This is a genomic window from Mesorhizobium sp. B2-6-2 (assembly GCF_006440615.1).
Taxonomy (GTDB): domain Bacteria; phylum Pseudomonadota; class Alphaproteobacteria; order Rhizobiales; family Rhizobiaceae; genus Mesorhizobium.
This window is the reverse complement of record NZ_VFUG01000023.1, coordinates 54,192-74,374: the sequence shown is the minus strand read 5'-3', so window position 1 is coordinate 74,374 and position 20,183 is coordinate 54,192. Positions and strand designations below refer to the sequence as shown.

The following is a 20,183-nucleotide window of genomic DNA, read 5'->3' as shown; positions in this document are numbered from 1 at the left end:
CGCGAACCACCCCGACGACGGCGCGCCATCGCACATCGACCGCTAAGTTAGCGCCTATGGGGCTTGTCCCGAGGATCTACCGGCCCCTGAACTGCTCGCGCTATATCCACGTGCGACGGCAGATCCTCGGGACAAGCCCGAGGATGACGGCCTTGTGTTGGCCTTCGCCGATAAACCATATGCGGTTGCTCTGCCCTTGTGGGGAGATCGGCAGCTTCGGCGCCGGCGCTGCTCCCGTCCTTACCGTCGACGTTGACATCTGATAAAATAACAATCTACCTTGGCGCGTAATCGGTTACGTAACCGATTACGGCTCAATCAAGTGGAGGAGACTAATGAGCAAGATTTCGAACACGCATGGGCTCGGCCCGTTCTCGCGCCGCCAGTTCCTTAAGACCAGCGCCTTGGCCGCCGGCGCGCTGGCGCTGCCGCTCGGCCCGGCGCTTGCCGCCGACAAGCCGAAGGTCGGCCTGGTCATGAAGTCCCTGGCCAACGAGTTCTTCAAGCAGATGCAGGCCGGCGCGGAGGAGTATGCGGCGAAGAACAAGGACAAGTTCGATTTCGCCGCCGTCGGCATGAAGGACGAGCGCGACTTCGCCGCGCAGGTCGACGCCATCGAGAACTTCATCACCCAGAACTACAACATCATCGTCGTCGCGCCGGCGGATTCGAAAGCCATGGTCACGCCGATCGCCAAGGCGCTGAAAGCCGGCATCAAGGTCATCAACATCGACGTGGCGCTCGACGCCGAGGCCAAGAAGAAGGCCGGCATCGACCTCGCCTTCTTCGGTCCGGACAACCGCGCCGGCGCCAAGCTGGCCGGCGATGCGCTCGGCAAGGCGCTGGGCAAGGGCGGCAAGGTCGTCATCCTCGAGGGCAATCCCGAGGCCGACAACGCCAAGCAGCGCAAGCTCGGCTTCGACGATTCGGTGAAGGAGTACAAGCTGAAGCTGCTCGACTCTAAGACCGCGCATTGGGAAACCGAGGAAGCCAACACGCTGATGACCAACTTCCTCACCCAGCATCCCGACATCCAGGGCGTGATGGCGGCCAACGATTCGATGGCGCTCGGCGTCGTCAAGGTGATCGACGCTGCCGGCAAGTCCGGCCAGATCAAGGTCGTCGGCTTCGACAACATCCCGGCCGTCGGTCCGCTGCTGAAGGAAGGCAAGATGCTCGCCACCGTCGAGCAGTATGGCGCCAAGATGGCGGCGATGGGCATCGACTACGGCCTGCGCGAGCTAGCCGGCGAGAAATTCTCCGGCTGGGTCAAGACCGACGTCAAGCTGGTCACGGCATGAGGCGAGCCGGGGCGCCGGCACTCCCTTCCGGCGCCAGGCTTTGTCTCTCTTGTCACCGCCGCCGCCAATTGCGGCGGCGGTGACGGAGCGTCCGCGCCGCTATCGTCGCCGACGGGCACGGTTTAGGATTCTGCCGCCCATGGATGCGATTCTCTCCCTTGAAGGGGTCGGAAAGACCTTTCCCGGCGCCATCGCGCTGAGCGAGGTGTCGCTGTCGATCGCGCGCGGCGAGACCCACATCATCCTAGGCGAGAACGGCGCCGGCAAGTCGACGCTGATCAAGCTGCTCGCCGGCATCTACCAGCCGGATTCGGGCACGATCGCCTTCAATGGCCAGCATTACCGGCCGAAGACACCACATGACGCGCAGCAGAGCGGCATCCGCGTCGTGCACCAGGAGCTGAACCTGTTGCCCTATCTCAGCATCGCCGAGAATCTGATGCTGGAAAGCCTGCCGCGCCGTGCCTTCGGCATCGTCGACCGCAAGGCGCTCAACAGCCGCGCGATGGCGCTGCTCAAGGAAGTCGGCCTCGACATCGATCCGCGCATACGCGTCGAGGCGCTCGGCGTCGCGCAGATGCAGCTGGTCGAGATCGCCAAGGCGCTGAGCTACGACTCGAAGCTTCTGGTGCTGGACGAGCCGACGGCGACGCTGACGCCGCCGGAGATCGAGCGGCTGTTCTCCATCATCAAACGGCTCAAGGCCAAGGGCGTCACCATCATCTACATCTCGCACCGGCTGCATGAGGTGTTCGAGATCGGCGACCGGGTGACCGTCTTGCGCAACGGCAGGCTGGTCGCGACGCGTGACCTGCACGGCCTCACCGTGCCCGACCTGGTGCGCATGATGATCGGCCGCGACATCGCCGACGAATATGGTTTCGATGCCAGGGTCGTGCCCGGCAAGGTCGCGCTCAGCGTCGCCAATCTGAAGCGCGACGCCTCCACCCCGGAGATATCGTTCGCCGTGCGCCATGGCGAGATCCTCGGCGTTGCCGGCCTGGTCGGCAGCGGCCGCACGGAGGCTATGCGGGCGCTGTTCGGCGCCGACCCGAAGCTCGACGGCGTCGTCGAGATCGACGGCAAGCCGGTGGCGATCGCCGCGCCCAAGGACGCGGTGCGGCACGGCTTGAGCCTGCTCACCGAGGACCGCAAGGGCCAGGGCCTGCTGCTCGACATGGCCGTCGACAAGAACATCACCATCACCGATCTCGGCAAGGTTTCGCGCAACGGGCTGCTCAATCGTCGGGCGGAGGCCATAGCGGCCAACGATCTCGTCGGGCAGCTGCGCGTCAAGGCGAGCTCGATCGAGCAGGCGGTGCGCAATCTCTCCGGCGGCAACCAGCAGAAGGTGGTGCTGGCCAAATGGCTGTTCCGCGGCACCTCGACGCTGATCCTCGACGAGCCGACGCGCGGCGTCGACATCGGCGCGCGGCGCGAGATCTACCAGCTTCTGTGGATGCTGGCGGCGCGGCAGAAGGGCATCATCATGGTGTCGTCCGACCTGCCCGAATTGATGGGCATGTGCCACCGCATCATCGTCTTTTCGAAAAACAAGATCGTCGGAGAGGTGCCGCGATCCGAATTCGACCAGGAGCGCATCCTGTCGCTCGCCTATCAGGAGTATGTGCGGCCATGAGCGAGACATCCGAGATAGCCGTGGCGGCGCCTGTTTCTCCCGGCCGGGCGAAGTTCCTGCGCTTCCTGGTGCGCGATGCCGGCGTGCTCTTGGCGCTGGTGCTGATCACGCTGTTCTTCTCGGCCACCGCCCCCTATTTCGCCACCTCCGGCAACGCGCTGAAGATCTTCGTCCAGATCGCCATCAACACGGTGCTGGCGGCCGGCATGACCTTCGTCATCCTCACCGGCGGCATCGATCTTTCGGTCGGCTCGGTGCTGGCGCTGTGCACGGTCGTCGGCGCCACCGTCATGATCAACGAGAGCCTGTCGCCGGCCGCGGCAATCACGCTGGCGCTGCTTGCCTGCATGGCGACGGGTGCGGTGTGCGGCTTCCTCAATGGCTGGATCTCGACGCGCTGGAAGATCCCTTCCTTCATCGTCACGCTGGGCATGCTCAACATGGCCGCGGGCGCGGCGCGCGTCGTCAGCGACAATTCAACCATCACCGGCCTGCCGCAGAGCTTCGTCGATTTCGGCAACCTCATCATCGGCGGCTTCCTGCCGTCGATCTTCCTGGTCGCGGTGCTGGTGATCGCGGCCGGCTGGTTCGTGCTGCGCTTCACCGTCTTCGGCCGCATGATCTTCGCCGTCGGCACCAATGACGAGGCGGTGCGGCTGTCGGGCCACAATCCGGATTTCTACAAGGTCGCCGCCTTCACCATCAGCGGGCTCACCGCCGGCATCGCGGCCATGGTCTATCTGTTGCGCCTCAACATCGGCAGCCCGATCGCCGGCGTCGGCTACGAGCTCAACGCGATCGCCGCCGTCATCATCGGCGGCACCAGCCTCAGCGGCGGCAAGGGCTCGATCATCGGCACGCTGGTCGGCGCCTGCATCCTACAGGTGCTCTCCACCGGATTGCAGCTGCTCGGCGTCGGCGACAATTTCAAACCCATCGTGATTGGCCTTGTCATCGTGCTCGCGGTCATCCTAGACGCATACCGGGAGAGGCTGTTGCGGAAAATCCGCTGAGGGGAACGGGCTATGACGACGATCGCAGATGTCGCGCGCCATGCGGGGGTGTCCGTCGCAACCGTCTCGCATGTGATGAACCATACGCGTCACGTCGAGCCGGAAACGGCCGAGCGCGTGCGCGCCGCGATCGCGGCGCTGCGCTACAGCCCGAATTCGGTGGCGAGGAGTCTCAGGCGCGGCGAAACCAAGACCATCGGTCTTTTGCTCCCCGACAATTCCAATCCGTTCTTCGCCAGCGTGGCGCGGCAGATCGAGGATGCGGGCTTCGTTTCCGGCTACACGGTGATCCTGTGCAACTCCGACGGCAATGCCGAGAAGGAGGAGCGCTATCTCTCGGTGCTGATGGCCAAGCAGATCGACGGGCTGATCTTCGCCGGCTCGTCCGACCATGCGCGGGTGTTCGCCCGCCTCTTGCCCAGCGTGCCGGCGGTGCTGCTCGACCGCGAGATCCAGTCGGTCAATGTCGATTCGGTGCTGGTCGACCACGACCATGGCGGCTATCTCGCCGGGAAATATCTGGCAGGGCTCGGCCACAGGAAGATCGGCGTCATCGGCGGCCCACGCGATTCGAGCTCCAGCCCGGCCCGCCTGCGCGGTTTTGCCCGCGCGCTTGGCGAAGCAGGCGTGGAGCTGCCGGCGTCGTCGATCGTCGATTCCGACTATCATTTCGCCGGCGGCCGCCTGGCGATGGAGCAGCTTATGGCACAGGCGCCCGGCATCACCGCGGTGTTCGCCTGCAACGACCTGATGGCGATGGGCGCGGTCACCGCGCTGCGCTCGCGGGGCATGCACGTTCCCGACGACATGTCGATGATCGGCTTCGACGACATCCCCTACGCCGTCACCACCTGGCCGCCGCTGACGACGATCGCGCAGCCGGTGGAAAAGATCGGCACGCTGGCGGTGAGCCTGCTGCTCGAGAGGCTGGGCGAGCCGGAAGCGCCCTCAAGGCGCGAGGTGCTGGCGCCGGTCCTGGTGGAGAGGGAAAGCTGCGCAGCGCGGGGGTAGTGCTGTAAGGCGCTCAAGCGTCTTCGAGGCGATTGCCCGAAAAAATGCCGTGCCTGTCTCTGCAATTGCCGATGCCGGCGCTGCCCCTCATCTGCCTGCCGGCATCTTCTCCCCGTGAACGGGTAGAAGGGGCTGGCCGCCGCCTCGGCGCTTATCCTGCAACGCTGGCGATTGGCGAAATCATGCGCGGCAGCCCCTTTCTCCCCGTCCCCTATACGGGGAGAAATGCCCGGCAGGGCAATGAGGGGCAGCGCCGAGGCTGCGAGGATACTTTCAAAAGCTATCCAAGGAGGCCGTAAAGCGCTCATGTTCGACCGCTGCGCTGCCCCTCATCCGCCCTTCGGGCACCTTCTCCCCGTGAAACGGGAGACGGGAAAGACTTCACGCCGCCGGCTGCATGGCGGCCCTCTCCAGCATGCCGAACAGGTCGCGCGGCTCGTCGGGGTCGGCGAGCAGGTCGAGCTCCTCATAGAGGCCGGTGGCCTGGAGCTGGTCGCGGACGTAGCGCAGCGCGGAAAAATCTTCCGTGGCGAAGCCGACGGAATCGAACAGCGTGATCTGCTCGGCCGACTTGCGGCCCTCGGCTTTCCCGGTCATCACCTGCCACAGCTCGGTCACCGGATGATCGGCGTCGAGCTGCTGGATCTCGCCCTCGATGCGCGTCTGCGGCGGGAACTCGACGAAGATGTCGGAGCGCAAGAGGATGTCGCGGTGCAGCTCCGTCTTGCCGGGGCAGTCGCCGCCGACGGCGTTGATGTGAACGCCGGCGCCGACCATATTGTCGGTGAGGATCGTTGCATACTGCTTGTCGGCGGTCACCGTGGTGATGATGTCGACGCCTTCCACGGCATCCTGCCCGGTCGCGCAGATGGTGATATCGAACCCCTTGCCGGCGAGGTTGCGGGCACATTTTTCCGAGGCGGAGCGGTCGATGTCGTAGAGCCGCAGCCGGTCGATGCCGAGCAATGCCTTGAAGGCGACGGCTTGGAATTCGGACTGGGCGCCATTGCCGATGATGGCCATGGCTTGGCTGTTCTTCGGCGCCAGGTATTTTGCCGCCACCGCCGAGGTGGCCGCCGTGCGCAGCGCCGTCAGGATGGTCATCTCGGTCAGCAGCATCGGATAGCCGGAGCCGACATCGGCGAGCACGCCGAAGGCGGTGACGGTCTGGCGGCCCTCGCGCATGTTCTTCGGATGGCCGTTGACATATTTGAAGCCGTACATCTTGCCGTCGCTGGTCGGCATCAGCTCGATGACGCCGTCATGGCTGTGCGAGGCGATGCGCGGCGTCTTGTCGAACAGCTCCCAGCGGCGGAAATCCTCCTCGATATAGGCGGCGAGCTCGGCGAGGAAGCGCTCGACGCCGATGGCGAGCACCAGCTTCATCATGCGGTCGACGCTGACGAAGGGAACGATGGCGAGGCGCGAAGGCTGGGTCATGATCAGAGGCTTCCGGAATGGCTGCGGGTCGGGCGGTCCATGATGCGGCGGCCCATCAGGCTGGCGGCAAGGTCGACCATCAGGGTGGCGGTGCGGCCGCGCTCGTCGAGGAACGGGTTCAATTCGACCAGGTCGAGGCTGGAGACCAGGCCTGAGTCGGACAGCATCTCCATCACCAGATGCGCCTCGCGGAAGGTGGCGCCGCCGGGAACGGTGGTGCCGACGGCGGGCGCGATCGAGGGGTCGAGGAAATCGACGTCGAGGCTGACATGCAAGAGCCCGTTCTCCTTCTCGACGCGGGCCAGGAAGGCGCGCAGCAAAGGCGCGATGCCGTGCTCGTCGATGGCGCGCATGTCATGCACGGTGACGCCGGCTTCAGTGAGCGCGCGGCGCTCGGCCGGGTCGACGCTGCGCAGGCCGATGGCGCAGATGCGAGCCGGGTCAACCGCTTGCGGCAGATCCGGGAAATAGCCCTGGAAGCCGGTCTGGCCGCTGGCATAGGCGAGCGGCACGCCGTGCAGGTTGCCGCTGGTGGTGGTGTCGAGCGTGTGGAAATCGGGATGCGCGTCGAGCCAAAGCACGAAGAGCGGCCGGCCGCGCTCGGCGGCGCGGCGCGCCACGCCGGACACGGTGCCGGCGGAGATCGAATGGTCGCCGCCGAGGAAGATCGGCATGGCGTCCCGGGCGGCCGCATAGGCGGTCTCGGCGATCGCCGCCGTCCAGGCGGAGATCTCCGGCAGCGCCTTCAGCGCGAGATTGCCGTGGACCACGGGCCGCGCCGCGGCTTTCTCGACCGCGCCCCAGTCCTCGACCTCGTGGCCGAGCTCGGCCAGCACCGAGACCAGCCCTGCCGTGCGCAGCGCGCTCGGCCCCATTTCGCATCCCATCCTGCCCGCGCCGTCCTGCACCGGCGCGCCGACGATCCTGCAGCGCATTTTTTCTCACCTTGCGATTGATCGAAGGAGTGAACCATCAGCCGCTGGCGGTTTGAACAGCGAAAATTGGCATTTCGAGAAGACTAATCTATCATACTGGTCAGATGATTTGATCGAGATGGAAAGCCATGGACGCACTCGACGAGAAACTGGTGACGCTGCTGAGGCACGATGCGCGGCGCAGCGTATCCGACCTCGCCATCGATCTCGGCGTGTCGCGCGCCACGGTCAGATCGCGCATGGAACGGCTGGAAAAGTCCGGCGAGATCATCGGCTACACGGTGGTGCTGCGCGCCGACGCGGTCGATCAGAAGATACGCGGCGTGATGACGATCGAGATCGAAGGCCACGCCGCCGACCGCGTCGTCAAGGCGCTGGGCGGCCTCGCCGAGGTCTCGACCATCCACACCACCAACGGCCGCTGGGACCTGGTGGTCGAGCTCGGCACCGCCACGCTGACGGATTTCGACGCGGTGCTGCGCCGCATCCGGCTGATCCCCGGCATCACGGGGAGCGAGACAAGCCTGCTGCTGGCGACGCCGAGGACGACGCGGGCGCGGCTCACTTAGCAGCTGCGCCTGTCTAAAAGGGTTCGTCCAACCTCAGAACATACAAACGAACGGAATAGTCGATTTGTTTTATTGTTAAGATTAATTTTACCTGACGGCGTTGTTTGGGAGGGTTACAATGGCGAAGTCGATTTCGAAGTTGGACGCTAGAGGAAAGTCAAAATCCCAGAGCAAGCAAAGTGCTAGGATCGGAAGTCTCTTTCCGCGACCCAATGATGCGGTAGCATTGGTGTACGATATTTATGACAGCCGTGGGCGACTCGTTCCTCGGCATAAGGTGTATAAGACGGCCACAGAGAAGCGCCGTCGAGCTCCCGCCGAAGGGATTGGCAAGCAGGACAAAATCCGGGTTACTTCGGACGGCGACTCTTGGGTGAATATACTCTGGCCTCTGTCAGCGGCAGCCGGATACGACCACACCTTCTCTGACTTAATTGAAGCAGATCCACGCTTCTACGCAACGGGAACGGCGTATCCCGGGGATACATTCCAGCAGGTTCGCACAGAAATGGACTATCGGCAGCATGTAGCTTCTGAGTCTTTTCGCTATTTCGTCATGTCGGCGGGTGGCAATGACTTCATTGGAGGCGGGGCACTTTTCGATCTTCTCCGCTGGCGTGACGAAGGAGACGGTAGTGATCCGACAACCCATCTCAATGTGTCATGGCTTCAGATGAGTTTGGAAACCTTGCGCTCGGGATATCAAGAAATTGCCGACGATGTCCGCCAGATATCTCACGGTCGGACCACCATGCTAGTCAATACGTACGACTATCCGCTCCCTCGCGTGAACGGGATCTGGCTTGGAAAGCCGCTGGTGCGGCGAGGGTACAATTTGCAAGCAGACAAGGTGCTTATCGCAAAATCCTAAAGCACTTGATAGACTCCTTCTATACCACACTCACTCAGGTCAGGCACATCACTGTCGTTGATGTGCGGAACACTGTGAAAGCGGGCCAATGGACTGATGAGCTCCACCCCAAAGGCAAGGGTGCCGAGGCTGTAGCGAGAAAATTTAAGGTCGCTATGGGGATGAAAGAGGGTTAGTGGCCTTGAGTGAAAGCAGATAGCCAAGCAAAGCGGCCAAGCGACTTACTTGGTGGCGCTGCCGCGAACCGCCGTGCTGCAGCGGATAAGCTCGATCCCCGACGAGCCTGCTGCTGGCGACGCCGAGGGGTGCGATGTTGGGCTAGCAGAGCGGGAAGCATCGGTAGACGTGGCGCGAGCGCCAAGGCGTGAAGCGGTTCGGCGATCTTGCGAAACGCCGGGCCGCTTCAGGTCCTCAATTCGTGCGACGCGGGCCGAAGGCGACAGCGCCGGGCCGCGATCCAGCTTTCCCGGAATTGCTCCAGACTGCCGCTTCGCACCGCTCAGCTAATGCAGGGGTCAGCCGTTCGGATAATAGCCGCCGTCCGAGCCGTCGCCCATATAGGTCCCCTGGCCGGTAACGTTTCGGAGCCGCTGGTCCAGCTCATTGATCCGCCCGATCGCAGAACGGCCGCCGGCAGGCTGGATGCTATCGGCCTGCCGCATCAGGTCGCGGGCCTGGTCCTGCGAGATCTTGCCGGCCTGCCTGGCCGCACGGATACCTTGCTTCACGCCAAGCAGCTGCTGCGTCGCGGCTCTCGCTTCGGGCTCCGCCGGCACTGACGCCGTGGTCATTGTGTCGACCTGCGCCCTATGGTGGCGGTGCACGGCATAGGCGCTCGAAAGCGGTATGGCCGCGAAGATCGAGGCGGCCGCGATGAGTTTTGGGGTGAAAGAACGCATGATGACATCTCCTCGTGATGGAGGAAGCGGCAAGACCGCTTTTTCCGAAAACGGGCCGTCCGGTCGCGTCGTGTCGCGGTGCTGGCCATTCGCCGCCGGCGGATCTCGGCCCAGAAACGACATATAGAAAGCCGCCCCGGTGTTGAAACGGAGGGGGAACGCAAATGTTATCCGATGTGATCTTGGGTTGAATCGCCGATGCGCGGTCGGCGAGGCGGGTCGCCGAGGCCGGGCGTCTTCAGGCGACGCTGGCGAATGGGACCGGCCAATTGATGGCCTGCCCGATTGGCTCGGCATTGGCCTGGTCGGCAAGGTGCTCGGCTTCGCATTGCGTCAGCCCGATCAGCAGCCGGCCTGCTATCTCCGCCGGGAGATCGGAAACCAGATCGCAGACAAGCCAGTCGTCGCAGGGATCCTGTATCGCCGCGAACCTCATGGGCGCTCCTTGTTTTAGCGCAAGCTAAATTTCCGATGATGCCCAATCGTTCCATCGCGGGGCGATCAAATATCGAGAAAGAGGTACGGCCGAGCGCGGCACCGAGAGCAATTCATTTGCCTGCCCCGCGAGCTGGTCCGCCTCCTCGCGAGTCGGGCCAAGCAGCAACATGTTCGGTATTCGCGCCGGGAAACCGGACCGCAAATCGAACACCATCCATTGGCCGCACGGATCCTGTAAGGCTGTGAACCTCATGGCCGACGTCTGTTCTATCTTTGCTTTGACGCAATTCCGAACGGAAGACTACGGCGAAGTCGCCGGGCACAACCGCTCACACTTTCCTGGAATTGCTCCAGCTATGCCCCAACGTAACGACTTGCGGGAATGCCTCCCGCTGCCCGGCCGGATTAATTCCAGCACTTTCATACAACATATAGTTGTCTGGCGTCCGGCAAAAGAGGCTCTACAGTCCCTTCGGCATGCGACTCAAGTCCGATGGGCAGCGGATACTTTCCGGGTGGCGAACGTGGCTGTCCGAAGGAAATATCGTGTGATCCGTCTGCTGGGTACCTTTTGCGGGAAAGATCCGTGGGGATGCGGCAATGCGTGTTGCCGACGGTCCAGACGTAACCCCGGCGCTGTGCTGGGGCGGGTTTCCCGCAAGCCACAAACGCGAAAAAGCCGCGGAGACCGCGGCCTTTCGTTTGCTTGATTCCTTGAAGGAAACTGGAGCGGGTGAAGCGATTCGAACGCTCGACCCCAACCTTGGCAAGGTTGTGCTCTACCCCTGAGCTACACCCGCTCGCGCGGCTTTGGGCCGCAAGCCGCGCCTATATGGCCGAAGAGCGCGGCGATTGCAACAGGGAAATAACGGTCTTTTTTGGCGCGAATTCTTCCCGCGGCGACATTCGCTTCAAAAGCATCGAAGCGATGCCAAACCGGACCGGTCGCAAATCCGCACGCGCCGCCGCCTGCTTTGGCCGCAATGGCGCCGGCGGCCTTGCCCCGACGCCACGGTTGGCCGTAAACGGCATGACCCCTTTTTGACCGCGCGAGGACCGATGCCGAAGACCGAAGCCGAGCTCAACGAATTTCTTGCCGATCTCGGCATTTCCGTCTCGACGGTCAGGCACCCGCCGCTGTTCACGGTCGCCGATTCGCAAGACCTGCGCGGCGAGATTCCCGGCGGCCACACCAAGAACCTGTTCCTCAAGGACAAGAAGGACAATTATTTCCTTGTCACCGTCGAAGAAGACGCCGTGGTCGACCTGAAGCAGATCCATCACCTGATCGGCGCTGCCGGCCGAGTGTCCTTCGGCAGGCCGGAGATGCTGATGGAGCTGCTCGGCGTCATCCCCGGAGCGGTCACCGTTTTCGGCCTGATCAACGACACGGAAGGCAAGGTCAAGATCGTGCTCGACGAAGCGTTGATGAGCCACGACGTCATCAACGGCCATCCGCTGACCAATGAGGCGACGACCTCGATCGCCGCCGCCGACCTGATCAGATTCGTCGAGGCAACCGGCCATGATCCTGTTATCCTGAAAGTCTCATGACCTTGAAAGTGCCCTTGCCTTGAACGCCTTATTGCCTTGAAACTCGGGGGCTGATCGCCACATGGAAGGCGGTTGCGAAATCCGACAATGACGCGCCGGGCGCCGACGCCTGAGAGCGCGACCGAAAGGGCGAGAAGATGAGTGACGAGAATCCGTATAGCGGCGCGTTTGGCGGCAATGGCGGCCAGTATGCCCAGACGGTGCAATATGGCGGTGGCGGCGACCGCGCCAAGGTTTCGCTCGGCGGCGCGCCGGCGGCGGCCGACCTGATCAAGGACACCACAACCGCGACTTTCGCCGCCGACGTCATCCAGGAATCGCGCCGCCAGCCGGTGCTGGTCGACTTCTGGGCGCCATGGTGCGGTCCCTGCAAGCAGCTGACGCCGCAGCTCGAAAAGGCGGTGAAGAACGCTGGCGGCAAGGTCAAGCTGGTCAAGATGAACATCGACGATCACCCCTCGATCGCCGGCCAGCTCGGCATCCAGTCGATTCCCGCGGTCATCGCCTTCAAGGACGGCCAGCCGGTCGACGGGTTCATGGGCGCGGTTCCGGAAAGCCAGGTCGCCCAATTCATCGAGAAGGTCGGCGGCAAGGGCGGCGGCGCGCCGCAGATCGCCGACGCGCTTGCCGCGGCGGCCGAGGCGCGTACGGCCGGCGACGTCCAGACCGCGGCCGACATCTACGATGCGGTCCTCGAGCAGGCGCCGGAGACGATCGAGGCGGTCGCGGGTCTGGGTGAGATCCTGTACGATGCCGGGGACGTGGAAGGCGCCGAGGCCGTGCTCGCCCGGGCGCCCGAGGACAAGAAGGACGCGCCGGCGCTGGCCGCGCTGCGCGCCAAGATGACGCTCGCCGCGGCAGCGGCCGCGCTCGGCAATCCGGCCGAGCTCGAGCGCCGGCTCGCCGCCGATCCGGCCGACCATCAGGCGCGCTTCGATCTGGCGATGATCCAGAACGCGCGCGGCGAGCGCGACGCGGCCGCCGACAATTTGCTGGCGATCGTCAAGGCCGACCGAACCTGGAATGACGACGGCGCCAGGGCGCAGCTGTTGAAGCTGTTCGAAGCCTGGGGAATGACCGACGAGGCGACGCTCGCGGCACGCCGCAAGCTCTCGTCGCTGCTGTTCTCGTAGAACGGTTTCGGCAATTCACAGAGCCGGCGAACCGCTTTAAGTTCGGTTCGCGCAATTCCGGACGGAAGGCTGCGGTGAAGTCGCCGAGCCAACTGCATACTTTTCCCGGAATTGCCGTGAATTTTTTTGCCGGCTGTCGCGGCCGGCAGGCTTGCGCAGCGGGACGTCAGCGCCAGATAAGGGCGGGGCCGGATGCAGATCGTGACGAATTTGCCGATGCGAGAGGAGATTGCAGCTTGATACGCTTGCCGGCGTTGCTTTGGGAGGGTTGCGGTGCGCGTCGGTAACGCACTTTACAGGCTTGCCAAGGATGTGCCGGCGGCAATCCCGGTTTTCCCGCTCGCCGGCGCGCTGCTTCTGCCGGGCGGCCGCATGCCGCTCAACGTTTTCGAGCCGCGCTATCTGCAGATGATCGACCTGGCGATGGCCGGCTCGCGGCTGATCGGCATGATCCAGCCCAGCCTCGACGGCGCATTGCGCGACGACGGCGAGCCCGAACTGTGCAGCGTCGGCTGCGCCGGGCGCATCATCTCGCTCGCCGAGACGGGCGACGGGCGCTATTTGATCTCGCTGCAAGGCGTGTGCCGGTTTCGCGTTGTGCAGGAGCTCACGGCGAAGGCGCCGTTCCGGCAGTGCAAGATCGCGCCGTTTCTCGCCGACCTCGAGGAGGATCCGGCCGGCGCCGAGGTCGACCGGCCGGCGCTGCTCAAGGCGTTTCGCTCCTATCTGCAGGCCAACGATCTCGAGGCCGACTGGGAAAGCGTCAGCCGCGCCGAGAACGGCATGCTGGTCAACGCGCTGTCGATGATGGCGCCCTACGGGCCGGCCGAGAAGCAGGCGCTGCTGGAAGCGCCGGACCTGAAGACGCGCGCCGAAACGCTGATCGCCATCACCGAAATGACGCTGGCGCGCGAGGATGATGAGTTTGGCTCGAGTCTACAATAAGTGCATTGATATTCAGGTGAGCCCGGCCTGCGAACGGCAGCTTCCTGCGCTTCCGGTGCTCACGTGCGTTAAGTACGCTCCGCTCCGGTTCTCGGAAGCCACCGCTCTCGACCCGGCCTGACCTGAATCTCAACACACTTAGACCGTGTAGTGGACAAGGGAGGAGTGCGATGGCGGCGGACGGACGGGACGGACGAAAAGCCACGGTCGACCCGAAGCTGCTGGAGCTGCTCGCCTGCCCGCTGACCAAGGGACCGCTAACCTGGGACCCCGAGCGCAACGAGCTGGTCTCGCGCGTGGCGAAGCTCGCTTATCCGGTGCGCGACGGCATCCCGATCATGCTGCCCTCGGAGGCGCGCACGATCTCGGCCGAGGACATGCTGACCCCGCCGCCGCGGCTCGGCGGGCCTTCGTGAAGCAGGGCTTGCGCTGTCAATGCGGCCTTCGAAGGCGCTTTTCGCCCCTGCTGCGTTCGCTATTGTGCTGGAAATCGCTGCTACTGGAAATTCCGCCCTCTGGGCATGACCTGTTGCGCGGCACCCGACAGGGCCTCGATCTCCTGATGGACCGGCTGGCCACGGCTTGCGGCGGCTCCAGCCGGCCGTTCGGCGGGATTATGCTCGATGAGCGGCCGATTGGCGGACTCCAGCAGCACGCTCAGCCAGGACGTCAAATCCTCGATCCGGTCGGCGACGATGTGGATGACGTCCGATTCATGCTGCAGCTTACCGGTGACGCGGATGAAGCGCGCGCCCATGACCACCGGGCGGAAGCGGTCGAAGACGCGTGGCCAGATGATGACGTTGGCGATCGACTTTTCGTCTTCCAGCGTGAGGAAAATGGCATTGCCCTTGCCCGGACGCTGGCGCACCAGCACCAGCCCGGCGACGGAAACGTGGCGACCGTCGCGCACAGACGGCAGGCGGGCGTTGGGGGTGACGCCGGCGCGATCCAGCCGTTCGCGCAGGAAGGCGACGGGATGCTCCTTCAGCGACAGGCCGAGCGAGCGGTAGTCGTGCACGACATGCTCGCCGAGCGGCATTTTCGGCAGCTTCGTTTCCGGCTCCAGCTCGCGCAGGCCGAGCGACGGCTGATCGAACAGCGGCAGTTTCTCGGCGGCGCTCTTGCCGTCAAGGGCGCGGACTTCCCAGAGCGCGGCACGGCGGTCGAGGCCGATCGAGCGGAAGGCGTCGGCTTCAGCCAATCTTTCGATCTCGCCGACATCGAGGCCCGAACGCAGCCAGACGTCCCTGACTGAACGATAGCCGTCGCCGCGACGGGCAACGACTATATCCATGCGCTCTTCGGACAGGCCCTTGATCTGGCGGAAGCCGAGACGGACGGCGTGAGCCGCCTCGATGACGCCGCGCATCGAGGCGTGGCGCTCGAGGATGCGGGACGGATCCAAGGCGGTTTCCTCCAGCGTGCAGTCCCAGACGGAATGGTTGATGTCGACCTCGCGCACCTCGACGCCATGGTCGCGCGCATCGCGCACGAGCTGGGCCGGCTGGTAAAAACCCATCGGCTGGGAATTCAGGATCGCGGCGCAGAACACGTCCGGATAAAAAGTCTTGAACCAGCAGGAGGCGTAGACAAGCAGCGCGAAGGAGGCGGCGTGACTTTCAGGAAAGCCATATTCGCCAAAGCCTTCGATCTGCTTGAAGCAGCGCTCGGCGAACTCCCTGGGATAGCCCTTCTTGACCATCCCCTCGACCATTCGCGTTTCATAGTTTCCTATCGTGCCGGTGCGTTTGAAGGTCGCCATGGCGCGGCGCAACTCGTCTGCCTCACCCGGCTTGAAGCCGCCGGCGACGATGGCGATCTTCATCGCCTGCTCCTGGAACAAAGGCACTCCAAGGGTCTTGCCGAGAATCTCCTCCAACTCAGGCTTGGGGTATTCGGCCTTCTCCTTGCCCTGCCGCCGGCGCAGATAGGGATGCACCATGTCGCCCTGGATCGGGCCGGGGCGCACGATCGCCACCTCGATGACGAGGTCATAGAAATTTGCCGGCTTGAGGCGCGGCAGCATCGACATCTGCGCACGCGACTCGATCTGGAAGACGCCGAGCGTATCGGCTCTTTGGATCATGGCGTAAACGCGCCTGTCCTCTTCGGGAAGGGTCGCGAGCACATAAGGCTGTCCAAACGGATCCCGCGCCCGCGGATAATGATCGGTGAGCAAGGTGAAGGCGCGCTTCAGGCAGGTCAGCATGCCGAGCGCCAGCACGTCCACCTTGAGGATCTTCACCGCGTCGAGATCGTCCTTGTCCCACTCGACCATCTTGCGCTCCTCCATCGCCGTCTTGACGATGGGCACGACCTCGTCGAGCCGGTCGCGGGTGATGACGAAGCCGCCGACATGCTGGGAAAGATGACGGGGAAAGCCCATGATCTCGTTGGCGCGTTCCAGCACCTGCCGCGACAGCGGATCGGTGCGGTCGAGGCCGCCGGCATTGGCTTCCCTTTCGCCGAGCTCGGAGGTCGACCAGCCCCAGATGGTGCTGGACAGCGCGCTGCGGACATCCTCCGACAGGCCCATGGCCTTGGCCACCTCGCGCAGGGCCGAGCGGCCGCGATAGCTGATGACGGCGGCGGCCAAAGCGGTGCGCTTGGCGCTGTATTTCGTATAGATATACTGAATGACCTCTTCGCGCCGCTCATGCTCGAAGTCGACGTCGATGTCGGGCGGCTCGTTGCGTTCCTCCGAGATGAAGCGTTCGAACAGAGTGTCGATCCGCTCGGGTCCGACCTCGGTGATGCCGATGCAGAAGCAGATGATCGAATTGGCGGCCGAACCGCGGCCCTGGCAAAGGATGCCCTGGTTGCGGGCGAATTTGACGATGTCATGGACGGTGAGGAAATAGCGGGCATAGTTCAGGCGCTCGATCAAGACGAGCTCGCTGTCGATGCGTTTCAGCACATCCTCGGGAACGCCGGCCGGATAGCGAACGGCCGCGCCTTCCCGCGCCAACCGTTCGAGCTCGGCCTGCGGTCCAAGCCCGGATTCGGTCGGCTCGTCCGGATAATTGTATTCGAGGTCGCTGAGCGAGAAGGTGAGCTCGTCGGCGAAGCGCAGCGTCTCGGCCAGCGCCTGCGGGTGGCGGCGAAAAAGCCGCGCCATTTCCAGCGGCGGTTTCAGGTGGCGCTCGGCATTGGCCATCAGCTCCAGCCCGACCTCGGAAACCGGCGTGTTGAGGCGGATCGCGGTCAGCACGTCCTGCAGCGGACGGCGATCGGCGGCATGGTAGAGCACGTCGTTGGTCGCCATCAGCGGGACGCGGGCATGCTCGGCCATCGCGGAAGCCTGCTCGATGCGGAAACGGTCGTTGCCGGCATAATCCGGCGCCACGGCCAGCCGGAGCGCCGCGCCGAAGCGATCCTTAAACCGGCTAATGAATGCCAGGTTGTCTTCCGCGCCTGCCGACAGATCGGGCAGGATCGCCAGCGACATCCGATCGCCCCATTCGAGCAGGTCGCTCAGCTGGAGCAGCGTCGCGCCTTTCTCGTTCTCGTCGCGCAGATTGGCTTGCGTGAGCATGCGGCAGAGATGCCCCCAGCCCTGGCGGTCGCGGGGATAGGCGAGGATGTCCGGCGTGCCGTCGCCAAACACCAGGCGGCAGCCGGGATGGTAGGCGAGCTTTTCCACCCTGGCCTGTTGCCAGGCGCGCACGACGCCGGCGACCGTGTTGCGGTCGGCAAGGCCGATCGAGGCAAAACCGTAGAACTTCGCCGTCACCACCAGCTCCTCGGGTTTCGAAGCGCCGCGCAGGAAGGAGAAATTCGAGCTTATGCCGAACTCGGCATAGGGGATGACGGTCAGCGCATTCATGCGAACACCCCATGCATGAACCAGCGCGGCGGCGCGGCCTGCGGCGCGCTGCTGTAGAGGCCCTGGCGGTAGAGCCAGTAGCGGCGCCCCTCGCTGTCCTCGATGCGGTAATAGTCGCGGGTCGGCGCCTCTTCCTCGCCGGGCAGCTGGCGCCACCATTCGGCGGCGATGCGCTCCGGCCCTTCGGCGCGGGCGACACGGTAGAGCGCGCGCCGCCAGCGGAAATTCATCGGCGGTCCCTCCGGGATCTCGGTCGCCGGCACCTCGATTGGCTCGGGCGAGCGGAACAGGCGCACCGGCCGCTCCGGCGGGTAGACGGTCATCGGTGGCGCTGTTCGGGGCGGCGCCGTCCGTCCGGCCGCCGGGGCGCGTCTTTGCGGCGCTTCGGCGAAAGGCACGGTCTTGACGGCGCGCTCCGGCAGATGGCTTTCGACGATCACCGGCTTCAGTACGGCGGCCTCGCCGAGACGGGCGCGGACGCGGTCGGCAAAGAGCGCGATGTCGGCGTCATCGTCGTCCGTCTCGCCGGTGAGGTCGCCCTGAGCCAAGTCGAAGGCCGCGACCGACAGCACGGACAGCCGCACGAGGTCGAAGCCGAAGCCGGCGTCGATGCTCTGCTCCAGCGCGGTGAGCCGCTCATGGAACAGTCTTTGGATCAGCCGCGGCTCGCGCATCGGGCGCGAGGTGCCGACGGCGATGCGGCTGACGGCGCCGTCGACGCGGAAGAGAAGCAGCGCCAGCGTCCTTGCGCCCTCGCCGCGGCGTTCGAGGTCGGTCTTCAAGGCGATCGCCAGCCGGCTCACCAGCCGCTCGATGTCGTCGGTGAGCACGACCGGCTCGGCAAGATGGCGCTCGACCGAGAGCGGCGCGACGGGGAGGCGCGGCGACACGGCCTCGTCGAGGCGGCCGAGCGCCTGGTCGAGGCGCAGAAGCAAGGTAGCGCCGAAGCGGCGGGCGAGCGGTGCGCGGGGGGCTGCCATCACCGCGCCGGCGGTGCGCAGGCCCACGCTTTCCAGGCTGGCGCGGGTCTCCGGCGCGATGCGCAGCGCCGACAAGGGCAGCGGCGAAAGCAGCGCCTCTTCCTCGCCGCCGGCCACGATGCGATTGCCATGGAAGCGCGCCGCCGCCCAGGCGGCGCCCGGCGTCGAGGCCAGCCCGGCGCGGACATCGAAGCCCTGCTGGAAGAAGCGGGCGAGGATCTCGTCCTGCATGGCACGCTCGCCGCCGAACAGATGCGTGCAGCCGGTGACGTCGAGGAACAGCCCGTCCTCGCCGTCGATCGCCACCAGCGGCGTGTAGCGGTCGCACCAGTCGGCAAGGCCTTCGAGCAGGCGGCGGTCGGCTTCCGGGTCTGCCTCGACCACATCGATCGAGGGATGCATGGCGCGCGCATCGGCGATGCCCATGCCGCGCTTCAATCTGAGCGCCTCAGCCCGCTCGTCGAGGGCTGCGATGCGCTGGGTGTTGTTGTCGCGATGGCTGATCACCAGAGGCGGCTGAGGCGACGGCAGGCGATGCGAGGGCCGGGAACGCCAGGACCGCCCCAGACGCTGGCGCAGGATCCGCTCCGCGGCCAGATGCGGGAACCACAGCGACAGAATTCTCTGTTCTTTCTGCAAAAGCGTGCTCATCGGGGTTCCACTCCAGTGTGAATTGTCCAGGCAGGGCCGTGCGGCTCTTGCCGATATCGACTTTGAAGGCGGGGCGGCCGATCGAGCCGGCGAGCGGCCCGGCGAGGGTCGCGCGGCTTGCCGCGGGCGCCGCCGAAACGATGAGGCGCACCGGAGCGGCGGTGGGATCGGCCTCGCCGGCCTGGCGCAGCAAAAGCAGCGGGCGGCCGGCGCTCCGGGCCCGCGCATGCAGCCGGCGCGTGGCGGTGAGGTCGAGAAGCCGCGGACTGCCGCGGATCTCGAGGATGACCGCGGCAAAGGCCGTCATACGGGCCGCTTCCTCCGCGATCCACAGCGCGTCGAGCAGCTTCGGCGCCTCGGAAAACAGCAATTGCCCCGGCTCGATGCCGAACAGGGCATGAAGGCCCCTGGCGTAGGGCATGCCGGCCTCGTGGAAGATTTCCGCCGTGCCGACCCAGAGGATCGGCAGACCTTGCTTCTCTCTGAGGACCAGGCTTACGAGCGACAGCGCGAAGCCGGCAACGGCGCCGGCATCGCGGGTCTCCAGGCCATGGATTTCGCTGAGCGCCGCCTTGGGCAGGCCGCCGCCAAGCGCGGCGTCAAGCCGATCGATGCCGGTGTGGAGGAAGGCGTCCGCCGAAGCCACGGCAAGGCCGCGCCGGACAATCGTCATGTCCGGCCCGGCGGCATCGTTGGATGTCTGGTTTTGCGCAATTCCGGACGGAAAACTGCTTCGCACTTTTCCTGGAATTGCTCCGGGCGCGCACCCCGAAGGCGCCTGCAGGCGCTCGGGCAGCGTTCCCTCGATCTTCGCGATCTGGCGGCGCAGGGCAAAAACAGTGTCCCGCGCCACGGCGCTCATCGCCATGACGTTCACTTCCAGCAGCAATTGTTCCTGTTATGTTCCTATAGATTCCAGAGGCGCCCGGAAGAGTCAAGCAGAGTCACAAGGAATTTATTCCTTCGTCTTTTACC

The 20,183-nt window shown here is 64.8% G+C and carries 18 protein-coding genes and 1 tRNA gene; 11 read left to right on the top strand and 8 right to left on the bottom strand.

All coding sequences use genetic code 11. The annotated features are described in order from the left end of the window. The first annotated feature begins 335 nt into the window (after window positions 1-335). The 4 genes from FJ419_RS27780 (at window position 336) to FJ419_RS27765 (ending at window position 4,964) form a co-directional block, all read left to right on the top strand. The gene (locus tag FJ419_RS27780) at window positions 336-1,301 is read left to right on the top strand and encodes a sugar ABC transporter substrate-binding protein (protein ID WP_140700458.1); all 966 of its coding nucleotides are present in this window, start codon (window positions 336-338) and stop codon (window positions 1,299-1,301) included. Between the two features lie 139 nt (window positions 1,302-1,440). Beyond that, window positions 1,441-2,940, top strand: coding sequence for a sugar ABC transporter ATP-binding protein (locus tag FJ419_RS27775; protein WP_181170829.1), 1,500 nt, complete (start codon window positions 1,441-1,443; stop codon window positions 2,938-2,940). Continuing rightward, entirely contained in the window at window positions 2,937-3,953 is a 1,017-nt protein-coding gene (locus FJ419_RS27770) for an ABC transporter permease (RefSeq protein WP_140544720.1), read from the top strand. Before FJ419_RS27775 ends, FJ419_RS27770 begins: the two co-directional genes overlap by 4 nt. A gap of 12 nt (window positions 3,954-3,965) precedes the next feature. After that, on the top strand, window positions 3,966-4,964 hold the full coding sequence (locus FJ419_RS27765; RefSeq protein ID WP_140700457.1) for a substrate-binding domain-containing protein: 999 nt from the start codon (window positions 3,966-3,968) through the stop codon (window positions 4,962-4,964). 381 nt (window positions 4,965-5,345) lie between these two features. On the opposite strand, the gene FJ419_RS27760 is transcribed toward FJ419_RS27765, so the two are convergent. Together FJ419_RS27760 and rocF are read right to left on the bottom strand one after the other, a co-directional pair. Further along, on the bottom strand, window positions 5,346-6,404 hold the full coding sequence (locus tag FJ419_RS27760; protein ID WP_140700456.1) for an ornithine cyclodeaminase: 1,059 nt from the start codon (window positions 6,402-6,404) through the stop codon (window positions 5,346-5,348). A 2-nt stretch (window positions 6,405-6,406) separates the two neighbouring features. Further along, window positions 6,407-7,339: an arginase gene (gene rocF, locus FJ419_RS27755; RefSeq protein WP_140700455.1), complete on the bottom strand. Its 933-nt coding sequence runs from the start codon at window positions 7,337-7,339 to the stop codon at window positions 6,407-6,409. A gap of 128 nt (window positions 7,340-7,467) precedes the next feature. On the opposite strand from rocF, the gene FJ419_RS27750 reads away from it, so the two are divergent. Next, window positions 7,468-7,908, top strand: a complete 441-nt coding sequence (locus tag FJ419_RS27750) for an Lrp/AsnC family transcriptional regulator (RefSeq protein WP_140700454.1) — start codon at window positions 7,468-7,470, stop codon at window positions 7,906-7,908. Between the two features lie 118 nt (window positions 7,909-8,026). Beyond that, the gene (locus FJ419_RS27745; RefSeq protein ID WP_140700453.1) at window positions 8,027-8,779 is read left to right on the top strand and encodes a hypothetical protein; all 753 of its coding nucleotides are present in this window, start codon (window positions 8,027-8,029) and stop codon (window positions 8,777-8,779) included. A gap of 515 nt (window positions 8,780-9,294) precedes the next feature. On the opposite strand, the gene FJ419_RS27740 is transcribed toward FJ419_RS27745, so the two are convergent. From FJ419_RS27740 to FJ419_RS27730, 3 genes are all read right to left on the bottom strand, one after another. Next, a complete protein-coding gene (locus FJ419_RS27740) occupies window positions 9,295-9,678 on the bottom strand; it encodes a hypothetical protein (protein ID WP_140700452.1) in 384 nt (127 codons plus the stop codon). Window positions 9,679-9,916: 238 nt separating this feature from the next. Next, window positions 9,917-10,114, bottom strand: coding sequence for a hypothetical protein (locus FJ419_RS27735; RefSeq protein WP_140700451.1), 198 nt, complete (start codon window positions 10,112-10,114; stop codon window positions 9,917-9,919). A 727-nt stretch (window positions 10,115-10,841) separates the two neighbouring features. Next, window positions 10,842-10,916 (bottom strand) — tRNA-Gly (locus FJ419_RS27730). A gap of 32 nt (window positions 10,917-10,948) precedes the next feature. On the opposite strand from FJ419_RS27730, the gene FJ419_RS27725 reads away from it, so the two are divergent. The 5 genes from FJ419_RS27725 to FJ419_RS27705 all read left to right on the top strand — a co-directional run bounded on the left by FJ419_RS27725 (window position 10,949) and on the right by FJ419_RS27705 (window position 14,164). Continuing rightward, the gene (locus FJ419_RS27725) at window positions 10,949-11,161 is read left to right on the top strand and encodes a hypothetical protein (RefSeq protein WP_140700450.1); all 213 of its coding nucleotides are present in this window, start codon (window positions 10,949-10,951) and stop codon (window positions 11,159-11,161) included. 14 nt (window positions 11,162-11,175) lie between these two features. Continuing rightward, complete coding sequence (locus FJ419_RS27720) at window positions 11,176-11,670, top strand: prolyl-tRNA synthetase associated domain-containing protein (protein WP_140700449.1); 495 nt, start codon at window positions 11,176-11,178, stop codon at window positions 11,668-11,670. 137 nt (window positions 11,671-11,807) lie between these two features. After that, window positions 11,808-12,803, top strand: coding sequence for a thioredoxin (trxA, locus tag FJ419_RS27715; protein WP_140700448.1), 996 nt, complete (start codon window positions 11,808-11,810; stop codon window positions 12,801-12,803). A 273-nt stretch (window positions 12,804-13,076) separates the two neighbouring features. Then, window positions 13,077-13,748, top strand: a complete 672-nt coding sequence (locus tag FJ419_RS27710; RefSeq protein ID WP_140700447.1) for an LON peptidase substrate-binding domain-containing protein — start codon at window positions 13,077-13,079, stop codon at window positions 13,746-13,748. A gap of 170 nt (window positions 13,749-13,918) precedes the next feature. Beyond that, the gene (locus tag FJ419_RS27705; protein WP_140636625.1) at window positions 13,919-14,164 is read left to right on the top strand and encodes a Trm112 family protein; all 246 of its coding nucleotides are present in this window, start codon (window positions 13,919-13,921) and stop codon (window positions 14,162-14,164) included. An 80-nt stretch (window positions 14,165-14,244) separates the two neighbouring features. Here FJ419_RS27705 and FJ419_RS27700 read toward each other — a convergent pair whose 3' ends face one another. The 3 genes from FJ419_RS27700 to FJ419_RS31330 are packed head-to-tail and all read right to left on the bottom strand — an operon-like array spanning window position 14,245 to window position 20,076. Beyond that, entirely contained in the window at window positions 14,245-17,577 is a 3,333-nt protein-coding gene (locus tag FJ419_RS27700; protein ID WP_140700446.1) for an error-prone DNA polymerase, read from the bottom strand. Further along, a complete protein-coding gene (locus FJ419_RS27695) occupies window positions 17,574-19,064 on the bottom strand; it encodes a DUF6504 family protein (protein WP_140700445.1) in 1,491 nt (496 codons plus the stop codon). The genes FJ419_RS27700 and FJ419_RS27695 overlap by 4 nt, the downstream gene beginning before the upstream one ends. Next, complete coding sequence (locus FJ419_RS31330; RefSeq protein WP_140700460.1) at window positions 19,006-20,076, bottom strand: hypothetical protein; 1,071 nt, start codon at window positions 20,074-20,076, stop codon at window positions 19,006-19,008. The genes FJ419_RS27695 and FJ419_RS31330 overlap by 59 nt, the downstream gene beginning before the upstream one ends. Window positions 20,077-20,183: the final 107 nt, after the last annotated feature.